The organism is Alkalimarinus coralli (assembly GCF_023650515.1).
Taxonomy (GTDB): Bacteria; Pseudomonadota; Gammaproteobacteria; order Pseudomonadales; family Oleiphilaceae; genus Alkalimarinus; species Alkalimarinus coralli.
The window spans coordinates 984,893-997,956 of sequence record NZ_CP096016.1 but is presented as its reverse complement, the minus strand read 5'-3'; the positions used below and the strand labels follow the sequence as shown (position 1 = coordinate 997,956).

Annotated in this window: 12 protein-coding genes; 7 read left to right on the top strand and 5 right to left on the bottom strand. The window is 45.5% G+C overall.

Annotated features, from left to right (window positions below):
* Positions 1-77: 77 nt before the first annotated feature.
* Both MY523_RS04410 and MY523_RS04405 read left to right on the top strand, forming a co-directional pair.
* Positions 78-527 carry a DoxX family protein gene (locus tag MY523_RS04410; RefSeq protein ID WP_250657600.1) on the top strand — a complete coding sequence of 150 codons (450 nt, stop codon included), beginning with the start codon at positions 78-80 and terminating at the stop codon, positions 525-527.
* Positions 528-587: 60 nt separating this feature from the next.
* Complete coding sequence (locus MY523_RS04405; protein ID WP_250657599.1) at positions 588-1,448, top strand: pirin family protein; 861 nt, start codon at positions 588-590, stop codon at positions 1,446-1,448.
* An 86-nt stretch (positions 1,449-1,534) separates the two neighbouring features.
* Here the strand turns inward: MY523_RS04405 and MY523_RS04400 are convergent, their stop codons facing one another.
* Both MY523_RS04400 and MY523_RS04395 read right to left on the bottom strand, forming a co-directional pair.
* Positions 1,535-2,533: an ion transporter gene (locus MY523_RS04400; protein ID WP_250657598.1), complete on the bottom strand. Its 999-nt coding sequence runs from the start codon at positions 2,531-2,533 to the stop codon at positions 1,535-1,537.
* 179 nt (positions 2,534-2,712) lie between these two features.
* Positions 2,713-3,588: a hypothetical protein gene (locus tag MY523_RS04395; protein ID WP_250657597.1), complete on the bottom strand. Its 876-nt coding sequence runs from the start codon at positions 3,586-3,588 to the stop codon at positions 2,713-2,715.
* Between the two features lie 243 nt (positions 3,589-3,831).
* Between MY523_RS04395 and MY523_RS04390 the strand changes: the two genes are divergently transcribed.
* Positions 3,832-4,053 (top strand): hypothetical protein, encoded by a 222-nt coding sequence (locus MY523_RS04390; RefSeq protein ID WP_250657596.1) that lies wholly within the window; start codon positions 3,832-3,834, stop codon positions 4,051-4,053.
* A 151-nt stretch (positions 4,054-4,204) separates the two neighbouring features.
* Here MY523_RS04390 and yihG read toward each other — a convergent pair whose 3' ends face one another.
* On the bottom strand, positions 4,205-5,101 hold the full coding sequence (yihG, locus tag MY523_RS04385) for a 1-acylglycerol-3-phosphate O-acyltransferase, YihG family (RefSeq protein WP_250657595.1): 897 nt from the start codon (positions 5,099-5,101) through the stop codon (positions 4,205-4,207).
* Positions 5,102-5,334: 233 nt separating this feature from the next.
* On the opposite strand from yihG, the gene MY523_RS04380 reads away from it, so the two are divergent.
* Positions 5,335-6,144, top strand: coding sequence for a substrate-binding periplasmic protein (locus MY523_RS04380; protein ID WP_250657594.1), 810 nt, complete (start codon positions 5,335-5,337; stop codon positions 6,142-6,144).
* Between the two features lie 5 nt (positions 6,145-6,149).
* Here the strand turns inward: MY523_RS04380 and MY523_RS04375 are convergent, their stop codons facing one another.
* Together MY523_RS04375 and MY523_RS04370 are read right to left on the bottom strand one after the other, a co-directional pair.
* On the bottom strand, positions 6,150-7,022 hold the full coding sequence (locus tag MY523_RS04375; RefSeq protein WP_250657593.1) for a DMT family transporter: 873 nt from the start codon (positions 7,020-7,022) through the stop codon (positions 6,150-6,152).
* Between the two features lie 251 nt (positions 7,023-7,273).
* Positions 7,274-8,944, bottom strand: a complete 1,671-nt coding sequence (locus MY523_RS04370) for a phosphatidylinositol-specific phospholipase C domain-containing protein (protein WP_250657592.1) — start codon at positions 8,942-8,944, stop codon at positions 7,274-7,276.
* A gap of 449 nt (positions 8,945-9,393) precedes the next feature.
* On the opposite strand from MY523_RS04370, the gene MY523_RS04365 reads away from it, so the two are divergent.
* The 3 genes from MY523_RS04365 to egtB all read left to right on the top strand — a co-directional run bounded on the left by MY523_RS04365 (position 9,394) and on the right by egtB (position 13,043).
* The gene (locus tag MY523_RS04365; protein WP_250657591.1) at positions 9,394-10,332 is read left to right on the top strand and encodes a YbgA family protein; all 939 of its coding nucleotides are present in this window, start codon (positions 9,394-9,396) and stop codon (positions 10,330-10,332) included.
* 114 nt (positions 10,333-10,446) lie between these two features.
* Complete coding sequence (locus MY523_RS04360) at positions 10,447-11,433, top strand: NAD(P)H-dependent flavin oxidoreductase (RefSeq protein ID WP_250657590.1); 987 nt, start codon at positions 10,447-10,449, stop codon at positions 11,431-11,433.
* A 359-nt stretch (positions 11,434-11,792) separates the two neighbouring features.
* Entirely contained in the window at positions 11,793-13,043 is a 1,251-nt protein-coding gene (egtB, locus tag MY523_RS04355) for an ergothioneine biosynthesis protein EgtB (RefSeq protein WP_250657589.1), read from the top strand.
* Positions 13,044-13,064 lie beyond the last annotated feature (21 nt).

Sequence of the window (13,064 nt, the reverse complement as noted above, 5' to 3'; positions counted from 1 at the left end):
TCTAATTTTAACCAGATTTTTAGTATATATAATTAAAAACATCAACAACAAACACTCATCTAGCTGAGGATCACAACATGAACACATCAAGCTCCACAACCAACACGTTGAATGCGTCAATCGACCTAACGGGACGTGTACTTATCTCTGTTCTGTTTATTATGGCGGGCGTTAGTAAGCTAGGCGCAGGCTACGAAGGAACACAGGGATACATGGAGGCAATGGGCGTACCAGGCATGCTGCTGCCATTAGTAATCTTAACCGAGATAGGCGGCGGGCTATTGATACTGGTGGGGTACCAAACCCGTCTTAGTGCGTTGGCGCTGGCAGGATTTTCGATTGTTTCTGCACTGTTGTTTCACGCCAACCTGGCTGACCAGATGCAACAAATACTGTTTATGAAAAATATCGCCATTGCGGGAGGTTTTCTATTCTTAATAAGCAATGGTGCTGGCCGCTTTAGCGTTGACTACCAGTTAGCCAAGCCCCGTGAGAGCCAGCATATTTCAATGCGTCAGGCGTCTTAATACTCAAACTCCAGGGCTTAATAACATGAGCCCTCTTACAATCTATACAGGGTGACTGCTATGAGTAATCGAACGGTATTAGAAGTTATTCCAGCCAGACCAACCTCTGATGGTGATGGAGTTAAAATCAGCCGAGTCATTGGAAATCGCGGAATGAAAGATTTAGATCCATTCCTTCTACTGGATGAAATAAAAAGTGACGAGAGTAAAGACTATATTGGTGGTTTTCCCCCTCACCCTCACAGAGGGTTTGAAACCATCACCTATATGAGGAATGGAAGCTTTCGACACCGTGATCACCTAGGTAACGATGGCGTTATCAACTCGGGTGGTGCCCAATGGATGACTGCTGGCAGTGGTGTAATCCACTCCGAAATGCCCGAACAAGAAGAGGGTTCGCTGCACGGGTTTCAGGTTTGGCTCAACCTTCCTGCCAAAGACAAGATGCAGAAAGCAAGTTACAGGAATATCCAGCGTGAGCTTATTCCAGAAGTCTCGACAGAAAATGGTGTCGTCATTAATGTGCTGGCTGGCAACCTGACTATTGGAAACAACACCTATCAGGGGCCTATACACGGACAAGCCACACAACCGGTCTATTGGGACTTAAACATTCCTCAAAAAGAGACCTTAACCGTCCCTCTTGATGAACGTTTTAACGGGTACCTCTATCTATACAGTGGAACCATATCGATAGAAAATAGAGAGGTCAGCGCACAGTCGTTTATACGTCTCAGTGAGGGGTGCGACATTACCATTACTGCAAACACCGACGCTCGACTGCTATTGCTTGCAGGCATTCCAATAGGCGAACCCATAGCCAATCATGGCCCTTTCGTTATGAATAACGTTGAAGAAATAAGACAGGCAATGAGGGACTATGAAGAAGGAACACTAACCGATGAGGAGCATGTAGCCTAAAGTTGTTATCTTGGCTTGTGTATGCGATGTCCAACTGAACAGTATCAGCAGCTCTGTTCGACATTCGATACTCAAGCCTGATCCATTCACACATCATCAAAGTGTGACTTCCACCGCTGATTGGAAACATGGCCCTTAAGAAGCTCAATACATTCGTCGAGAATCGCTATTATCTCTTTATTCAGGGCTTTCTCTTCGAGCTGAGAGGCAGTGATACCGTGCGTCATAAAATAAGTTATTTTCTGCGGACTCATATCTTTTAACAGATGAATCACTGACTGAATAACAATATCTGAAACCGCACTTTCGAGCGTCTGCTCAATTGTACTCCCCAGAACCGGAACCAGTTTCAAACGTGATACTTCACTGTTTTCTCGCACCGCTTTTGAAACGCTGTCTTTCACATGATCCCTGATCATTACGCCAGACTTTTCATCTTCAATTGAGTTTCCTGCGTGGGTCAACATTGTCGAAACCCATAAGCTGAGGGTCTCCCTACGGGTTGCTACAACTTTATCTGCAATTTCATCCAGTAGCGGTGAGCCCTGACGAAGATCTTTTTGCGCATCAGACAGCACCTTTACCACGATTCTGTCGCTAAGCTCTTCGATAAACACGTCATAGTAGAAGGTAATAAACTTGAATATTTTGGAGTTTGTTAAGTCGATTATTTTATATTTGTGCAGCCGATAGATAATCGAAAAAATTCTTAAAAACCGGAATATTCGCGTGGCCCCCAATGGGATACAGCCTACCAGGTCATACCAGTGAATAAATGGAAAGAAGTACCAGCGAAGATACTCTTTACGCCGAACTGCAACGATCCAGCGCAAACAAAACTCACTAAAAAAGACCGAAACAAACGCGAGATCAATCAGTATAAAGTTTTTATGAATAGGCTGATAAGACTCTGAAATGGAGGGCGAAATATAGTCTAGCGTGGCCTTGAAATAGTCTGTCATATAAAGTGAGTCGAACAGCAATAATATCAGGTTGATAATCAACAACCCTAGCATTATAAAATCCATCACAAACCAGATGCCTTCATGGCTTGCGCGCAACTTGTCTCGACTAAATTTCAACATACTCTGTCCAGCACCCTAGATTACTTTGTCCAGCCCCCTTCATAATCAGATCCAATAACCAGAATAACCAAGGGCTTAGTTTGGAATGGCACTTACTTAAGCTTGTCATCCTCGCGAACGCGGGAATGACAGTGCTAGGTCTTTATGTCTTAAGTAGTGCCATTCGGCTTAGTGTGTAGTTAACTTCTAAGTTTCACCGCTATCTGCAACAAGTCGGGCAGCAGGCCAATAAATGTCGCCAAACGTCCGGCTATTCCCGCTATTTCAGGAGTATCCTTCATCATATCCTGTTCCACAGCGTCAACAATTCTAACCAGCATACGCTCAGCCCTGAAACGGTTCACCCCCGTCTCTACCAGTGGAGAAATAACCGGCATAATAGCCAATGTCGCGACAACACCGCCCATCATGCCTGCTACGGAAACCCAGCCGGGAACCCCAAAAATTTGCACCATAAGGCCTGACCACCAGCCTTGATGGCTAAGATATAGTGATGTAGCAGCCATTGACCCCAACCCCATCGTACTGCCGAACACCGCTTTGTCTGAAAATGCTCTTCCTACCAGACCGGTCGCAATAAAGACCAGCGACTCACGAATACCTTCTTGCGCGACAGAGTGAGTTTCGATTCGCTGTTTTAGCCATCCTTCAACAAGAGGCGCATTACCTTTATCCAATAGGCTGGCTACTTCCTCTGTTGTCAGTCCAACCTCTTCCACCTCTTGCTTCAAGTAAGCATTTAGCTTGGCCGATAATTGATCCAGCTGAAGCAACTCCTGACTAACAATTTCAAGTAGTGCTTGCTCCTTTCCGCTAGGTATTCGGCCTGATTGCAGCCCCTTCCCCGCTAGCTTCTTGGCAAGCCCCCAGCCAGCTCTGGGTACAGCAGCTATATCCTGAGGAATATCTTTACGATGCTGCCAATGTCGTTTAGTGACCGCCCTGATTGAAAAAAAGTGATTGGCACAGATCTCATTGACCCTGCCTCTGGCATCCGCAAAATGCCTGACAATAATTTCTTCCAGCGCTGCCTTATGGTCGATCACATCATTCATATGACACAGTCATCATCAATTAAACATCTAACATTGCCAGAGTGGCCTAGACACACTATATATAGTAAACCGTTTATTCATTTTATACGCAGTACTAGTTTACATGCAGTGCTAGTTTACATTCAGTACTAGTTTATATGCAGTACCAGGCTAGACAACAGTGCCTGCAAACGGTGTAAATTAATTAATCCACAATAACAACAACTAAGATTAGCATGCAGCCCCATCCAGGAGGGATACACTATGGCCATACGCACTCCACACACGACCCCCAGCATTTTTGATTCGCTCACAGACCATGAACTGATGCTCCTGCAGGAAATGTGCGGGCGTAATTTTGATTATGACGACGAGTCGCGAGAACTATTGGATGCATTCATTCGAATGGATGAGGCGCTTATGGCGCGAGGGTTTAAAGCGGAATCGTTAAAAGAGCGTGACACTAAATCGCATAAAGCGGCATAACGTCAATAATAACACACCCCGGCACCAAACCGGGGCCTATTGTTGGCTGAACTCCGCTTCCCCCCAGACCTGGTACTGTAGGTTCGAGGGATTAAGCTATAAAAAAGGGGCCTTTAAAAGCCCCTTTGACTGGAGAAACAGAATCGAGCAACTATTTTGACATGTTCAGCTCAGAGATAAAGCGGTCTTTATTCGCCCATAGGTCATCAACCCACTTTTTGATTCGGTCGCGGTGTTGATCATCTCCACTATAGTCTCTGCTTCTTAACTCTTTCGGAATCTCTATTTTATTTATTCTTATCGAAACCCGTTTAACTTTGCCACACATAAACTCCCAGAAACCAGGCCGTCCATCAGGATACACGATCGTAATATCCAATAGAGTGGAAATGCAGTCCCCCATTGCATCCAACACCAATGCAGTCCCCCCAACTTTGGGCTTAAGCAGGTTATTGTATGGCGAGCCTTGTCGAGCATGCTTCTGTTCGGTAAAGCGAGTACCTTCAACAAAATTAATAACACTCACAGGGGTGTAGCGGAATTTTTCACAGGCCTTGCGGGTTGTTTCTACATCTTTCCCTCGCATTTCAGGGTGCTTCTCCAGGTATTCTTTGCTGTAGCGCTTCATAAATGGAAAATCCATCGCCCACCATGCAATACCGATAACAGGCACCCAAATAAGCTCTTTCTTGATAAAGAATTTCAAAAATGGGATACGGCGATTAAAGATGTGCTGTAAAGCAAAAATATCAACCCAACTCTGATGATTACTGGTGACCAGGTACCAGCCCTGATGACTCAAGCCTTCAAGCCCTTCTACATCCCATTCTGTGCGTTGAAACAACTTCATCCAACCACTATTAATGCTGATCCATAGCTCCGAGATGGCAATAATCGCCTTGGCACACAAAACCTGAACAAACTTGATAGGAATAACGATCTTAATGATCATAGGAATATAAAGAATACTGCAAAGCACGACAGTATTAACAAACAGGAAAACCGAACATAAAACACCAATTAATGGTGCAGGTAAAAAGTTAAGCATAAACTCACCAGATACAAATTAAAGCCAATAGCCAACTGATGTTACTTAAAACGAACCGCTGCTACTCAATGCAAATCTACAATACGAGCCTATAATAAAGAGATTTTATATTCCGTCAAACGTTTCTGAACGTTGGTCATCTATAATACCCTTATAAAAGCAATGGCGTTGCTCACGAAGAGAGTTCAACCTGTCTTTATGCTATAACTTAAACCATGACGCACTTAATCTATATGATTTTTATACATAAACTGTTTTGGCCAATAAGCCAAACTAAAGGCCGTGATACTGTTAGCTCATTCACCAGGTGCATTGGGTGGGCTCTGACCATCTGGGGCGTTTTTTTCTCTTCGCAAACCTTGTCACAGCAAGTAACACTGGCCAGTTCTATTTCAATTCCCCCTTATGTAATTGTCGAATCAGATACAGGGATTCAGCTTGATATCGTCCGGGAGTCACTCGCCCGTTCAGGGCATACTCTCAAAGTACTTTACGCCTCCAACAAACGAGCTCTCAGCTTCTTAAAGACCAAAAATGTCGATGGCATGATCAATGTTCCCAGCGGAACACCGGGCCTCTATTACTCAGACTCTACTATTGAATACCAAAATGGAATAATTGCGCTAGAGAGCCGTAATCTCGCGATAGTTGAGATTCAGGATTTGCGGGATCTGCGGTTAGTAGGCTTTCAAAATGCTTCTAACTACTTTGGCAGTGAGTTCAAAGCCATGACAGAGCAGAACCAAAGCTACGATGAAGTGGTTAATCAACTCGCTCAACTCAATATGCTCTTTAAGCAACGTTGTGACGCCATCGTGATGGATAAGAGAATTTTTAATTACTACCATAACACCTATATGGAAGAACTCGGATTCGACAAATCCACCCGATTTTATAATATTCTGCCTCCCTCCCCCCGTTATGTGGCGTTCCACGACGAATCACTGAGAGACCGTTTTAATGCGGGGTTAAATGAGTTAAAAGCGTCCGGACGTTACCAGGAAATTGTTAACAGCTACCTTAATGAAGCGGCTTTTAAATAATATTCTCAGGCAACACGCTGAGGTTTAATTGTTTCAGAGACAGCACCTGCCAGCACTATAACCGCACCAACAACCACCTGTATTGAAGGTTGCTCACTAATCAGGATAAACGCGATCACCGTACCAATAACGGGTTGTAAGCAACCAATTAACGCGACCGATTTAGCGCTGATGGTACGCAAGCTATTTGCCAGTAGCGAGTGTGGCAATGCGGTGAACACAAAGCCCAGCAGCAACAGCTTAAGCAAATTATCAGACGGTTGCTGAAGCAATTCAGCAGGGTTCAGGTCTGCAAAGGGCAAAAAGACGATGCCAATCACTAATACTTGGTAGAAAATTGTTAGATACGCCGGATAGCCTCTCATGTACCGCTGCTGGGTTACATTTCGACAGGCAAAGCAGAGCGCAGATAGCAACCCAACCAAAACACCTTCAACGTTTCCACCCTCAAAGCCATCACCCGCAGTCGCCATCAGACCAACACCGACTAGAACAGCAATAGCGACTAGCAGATCGTAGAGCTGGATGGTTTTGTTAAAAAACAGTTTTTCCAAAAACACGGTAATAATGGGGTAGGTGTAAAGCACGGTCATTCCTAACGCAACCGTCGATATGCGCATCGAATAAAAAAAAGTAACCCAGTGCAGCCCCAGTAATAACCCTAACCCTATAGACAACGGATAGTGTGACCGCGAGTGCAAGCCCATTCGCTGGCGTTTTATCTGAAGAAATATAAACAGTGCCAATGCGGCCAGTATCGAACGGTATGCAGTAATATCGAACACATCAATGGAGATACCTTTAGCAAAATAGCCATTTCCAGCCAAAAGAAATATAGCTGCATAAAGGGAAATAAGACCATTAACCGTTGCGTTCATAGCGACCACTGCTTTCAATTGCTAATTATGGGGGCGGCATTGTACCTCAGGAAGCGCACTTGTACATCAAAGTGACGTTGTACTCTCAGATTGAGTGGAGGCCTAAAAATAAAAAAACCGGTCAGAGTTGGTCCCCTGCCCGGTTTTCAATAGCTATAGTGAGAGTGCTATGCATGCACTATCTAAACAGGGCACCCTATAGATATGCCCTGCATAAGCCTTAAGCTAAATACTCGGTTTTACACCTTGGGTTAATCCCACGCCCATCGCTGGGATTTTCCACCATGGAACTCCCATAAGTGAGCACGCTGCCCGTTACCCCAGAATGGGTCTTTAATATCAAGCGCTTTGTGCGTGGCATGAGCCGGTCTAAATGAGTTGCTGCTGCCTCGAATCCAGCGCTGGTTATCGCCACCGTGACAGCTCCACAGTATCACTCGTGAGCCGTTACCAGTGCCTGAACCAGAGACATCAACACATTTTGACGGGTCTGCTTTACTATGGATTCTTCCCGTCTCATCCTGATACCACAGCTGGCTATCAGCACCATGACATGACCACTGGTGGATTTCAGTACCGTTTGATGTGCTACGGCCTTCCAGGTCTAAACACTTACCTTTGTCGTTGCGAAGCTTCCTGTACACAACAGGCTGGTTTGACCCAGGAGGGGTAATTTGTGGGAAGTCACCGGGTATCCAGTCTCCTTCAGTTGCAGTATCAGAGTAATTTAACCATACATCACCCGAAATACCTTCAGCAGATTTTGCATCCATCAAACGGCGATTTTGATATCCGTTTTTAGGTACATCATATCGGTAGTTTGCACCAAACTCTTGACCACATACATTATCGCCATTTGACCAAGCGCCTGACCCTGAAGTGATTTTCCATTGATCAGCTGCAACGCTGTAGCAGGCATACTGGCGAACATTGCCGCAGCTGATATCATTAAATCGGCCATCCGCTCTTGAAACAGCACAATCTTCACCGCCAGCATCATTTGGCTCATTAGCGCCCCAACTCCAAATTGCCGCACTCAATCTTGAATCATGAATATCAAGTTGATCAAGACCAACAACACCCATGCCGCAGTCAACCGCTTTTTTCATTCTCTCAGGTGTAATAGCCGGAGGTGGTGTACCAAATATGCTCGAAAGAGACGTGCTGTCTTCGTAAACACGAACCAGATTGTTTATAAGGTAGTTCGTAGAGTATTTGCTTGTCGTACAGGTTGGGTAGCTGTTAATAGTGCCATTATCAGTCGGATATGTATTTTTATACGCGTACTGGCTCCAGGCGCTTGAGCCGCAGTTTCCACCAATAATAAGCACCTGCTTACCCGCATTAAGCACATCAGCCTTGCTGATGTTCATGGGTAAGGACTGGCATGATGAAGGCTTATATATTAAGTCACCCATGTGGGCATCGACTTGACTCATTAGGTCGTTATAACGGCCATCAACATGCTCTTCAATGTAGAGTATTATTACTTGCTCTCGATTATTTGACTGCTTAAGCCAGCTCGCGACTTCTTTTATGCCATCTTCAAAACGTCGATCAAAAATACTGCAGCCGGTATGGTTGCCCTGGCCATGGCATAACAGCAAGTCACCGTTATAGTCATGTACATCAAGCTCTAACGAGCGTATTCCCATATCCAACTGATCAACCAGGCTGTATTTCTGGTTGGGGTCATAGTAGCTACCCAAGTTGGCGTATGCGTCAGAGTTATAACTATTATGGGTGGTCAGAAACGTAGACTTACCAAGAGGTTCCCCCATATCGATACGTTGCTGATGCTGGAGGGCTCTGTATTCCCAGGTGTTTTTGAAGTCATCAACCGTGGCAGCAGCCGCAGTTTGAGTGACGGCCAATAACGCAAACTGCGCAGCCGCTATTTTGAGTTTCGTTCGGAGTTTCATGCGATAACCTTTTTGTTTTTATAAGCTTATATATCAAGTGGTTTCTTTTAGCGTTCATTGCTGAGGTACTGCAGGGAAAGTCCATTTTCATGCACCATCGTACATTGTTTATACAGAATTGCTCTACAGCATCTTCTTTCCATTTGCTAAATATGATAACTCGTTCACTTTTGCTTAAGGCAACCAGGAATCATTAGCAAGCCCCCAATCATTAGCAAGACATCCATCGTATTGAACGCCATTTATTTATCGGGCGCGGGATCCCCCTACTTCTTTGTCGCCACACATTTTGCCAAGGTCTTTGTGGGAGGGTGTCCCGCGCCCGATTCTATATTCAGCAGAAAACCAGAAGGCACATCAGGGCTACTAAAATATTCAACACCTGCTACAGTAAAATGCGTAATATCCGCGTGATAAGCGTTTCACAACTACAATAGAAGTCAGGTGATATGAAAATACCCGTTGGAATTAGCAGCTGTTTGCTGGGAGAAAAAGTTCGCTACGATGGAGGGCACAAGAATGATGCCTATATCAACGGAACCCTTAGCGAATACTTCGACTTCAAACCATTCTGCCCTGAAATGGCTATCGGTATGGGTGTCCCAAGAAAACCCATTCGACTGGTTCAAACTGACGATGGCATCCGTTGCATAGGCGTTAAAGATCAAACCATTGACGTAACCCGGCAACTTGAAGCCTGTGCAGATAACCAGCAGCCACAACAAACCGATTTGTGTGGCTATATTTTCAAGAAAGACTCGCCAAGCTGCGGCATGGAGCGGGTTAAAGTCTTTATCAATGGGCAACCGCGCAGAACAGGCAGCGGTATTTTTGCGCAACGAACAATGGAGCACTTCCCCTACCTGCCGATAGAAGAAGAGGGACGGTTAGGCGATCCTCACCTACGGGAGAACTTCATCCAACGGGTATATGTGCTCTACCGTTGGAAGCAACTCATAGCAAGCGGTCTCACGCTGCATAAGCTCACACAGTTTCATAGTCAACATAAGCTTATTATCATGAGCCATCACCAGAACGATTATCGTTCATTGGGAAAGTTAGTCGCTACAGCCACTAAAGACAATCTTACGGAGGTCGCTGACCAGTATCTTCCAGAATTAATGGCCGCGCTAAAAACCGTTGCTACACGGGGCAACCATGTTAATGTTTTGCAACACATTCAGGGCTACCTAAAACGTGCACTCGATGCGGATGACAAAGCAGAACTTACTGAAGTGATCGAGCGTTACCGCTTGGGGGAGCTGCCACTTATCGTGCCGATAACTCTATTAAAGCATCACTTTCGGAAAGCCCCTGATGACTATATCAGCAACTCATACTATATGACCCCTCACCCTCAGGAGTTGAAACTGCTTAACCTGCTATAGGCTCACAAGCTCTTTGTCACAGCAAACCGGCATAAGTTGGTTTGGTGCCAGGTTGCCGGTACACTAGGGTAATGCATTGAAATACAAAATGTTCAGAAAACACAGGGGTAGACAATGAGTATTAAAAACAGCAAAACACCATTTGAACACTTATCACTCCCGGTAATAACCGCGCCGATGTTTTTGGTCTCTGGTGTAAAACTCCTGACAGAGTGCTGCAAAAACGGCATTGTAGGCACCATCCCGTCACTCAATAACCGAACCACTGAAGGACTTGAAGAGTGGATAATCAGCATCAAAAGCGAACTTGCCAAATTTGAAAAAGAAACAGGGAAAAAAGCAGCACCATTTGGGGTAAACCTGGTTATTCACCCGACCAACCCTCGCGCCCAAGCAGACTTGGCCGTATGTGTTAAGCATCAGGTTCCTTTAATCATTACCTCCCTCGGGGCGGTAAGCGAAGTTGTTAACGCCGTGCATGGTTATGGCGGACGGGTATTTCATGATGTCACCAACAGACGTCATGCCAAAAAAGCAGCGGAGGCTGGCGTTGACGGAATCATAGCTGTTGCAGCAGGTGCAGGCGGACACGCAGGCACCACCAACCCTATGGCACTGATCACTGAAATTCGCTCAGTATTCAACGGTACGTTAATTCTCGGTGGCTGTATCAACACAGGCAAGGACATCGCCACTGCAATTCAGATGGGTGCCGACTATGCGTATATGGGCACCCGCTTTATCAATACCGTTGAGAGCGAAGCGAGCGACGAATATAAGTCGATGGTCTCGCAATGCAGCGCTGATGATATTATCCATACTCCTGCTGTCTCGGGTGTTAAGGCCAGTTTCATGCGTCCTAGCCTGGAGAAAGCAGGGTACGATTTAGATGCACTCATGAACCCGTCATCTATCGATTATGGAACCAAGCTAAAACCCCTGGATGACGAAGCCAAGGCATGGAAAACCGTATGGTCAGCAGGCCAAGGTGTGGCGGGTATAAACGGTGTAACACCGGTAGCGGAACTGGTTGCTCAACTAAAACAAGAACTAACCGAGGCTGTTAGTGAGCAGCAAGCAAAGTTGGCACAATATATCTAAACCAAGCACCTCTAAACCATGCTTCTTTAAACCAAGCACCTATAAATAAGCCAAGCGCCTACTAATACCTCAAACGGTTATTATCAATTACGGGTCCAATTGCGGGCCCTTCTTCCCTCGAAAGCAAGAACGCCTACTCCCCCAAGCAATGACTTCGTTGTTATCCCCCCCCTCTCAAAACCATCATCAATTTGTCATCACTCTGTTATGTACTATTGTGATAACAGTCATTCTATTTTTCAGGATCAAATAACATTCACAGAGACCTTCACACGGCGTTATAAGGGGAATCAGGCATTTTTTAATGCAGTGTTTGTGAGCACAGTCATCGTGTAAAGGTCTCTCACAAGGATTGAAGTATGGAATACGATCTCAGCAATGCAGATATCTGCAATGCTTACACCCGTGTAAGAAGCGAGACAGAACAGCTGATAAACGGACTTTCATCAGAAGACTGCCAAATTCAATCAATGCCTGATGCCAGCCCAACCAAGTGGCACTTGGCCCACACCACCTGGTTTTTTGAAACGTTTATCCTGCTCAAATATCAACCTCACTATACCGTTGTTGATGAGCACTATGCTGTTTTGTTCAACTCCTACTACAATGCCATCGGTGCTCAATATAGCCGCCCCAAACGTGGGCTTCTATCACGGCCGACATTAGACCAGGTGATGGAGTACCGAAAAGAGATTGATACCCGAATGACTGCATTTATTCAGCAATTACGCGATAGCAATATTCTGAAACTGATCCTGCTCGGGTTAAATCACGAGCAACAGCATCAGGAGCTGATACTGACCGATATCAAACACGCACTATCGCAAAACCCGATGCATCCACAGCGATTAAAGCACTATGAGTTTCAGGACAGGCAGTCATCCTCTTTAAACTGGCATTCATATCAGGGTGGTTTAGTGACTATGGGAGCCTCAACAAAAGCGTTTTCATTCGACAATGAACGGCCGCAGCATCAAGTCTTTGTCGCTCCTTTCAAGCTCGCAAACCGAACCGTGACCAATGGAGAGTTTCTATCCTTTATAAACGATGGCGGATACCAAAACAGTCTTCATTGGCTCTCTGATGGCTGGGAATTTGTTCAGTCAGAGGCCATCAATAGCCCTCTTTACTGGCATCAACAGGGCAACCAGTGGTTTAGATATACCATGTCAGGCCTACAGCCTTTAAACCTTAACGAACCGTTATGCCATATTAGTTTTTATGAAGCTTCAGCCTTTGCCTCATGGTCAGGAAAACGTTTACCAACAGAGTTCGAGTGGGAGCTAGCCGCGACACAAAGCGTAACCCAAGCACCTCAATTTGACCCCATGACCCTTGAACCCTCAGTTGTCGAAGAGGACAACCTTCAGTCGCTGCTTGGTGGAGTATGGGAGTGGACCAACAGCAGCTATCTTGCCTACCCAGGATTTAAACCATTCGAAGGGGATGCCGGCGAGTATAACGGGAAATTTATGTCAGGACAGTTTGTCTTGCGGGGTGGCTCATGTTTCACCCCTACAGGGCATATTCGCAACAGCTACAGAAACTTTTTTTACCCACAACAGCGCTGGCAAATGAGCGGTATACGTCTGGCAGCAGACTTAACGTAACACTGACAATGGACAGAAGAG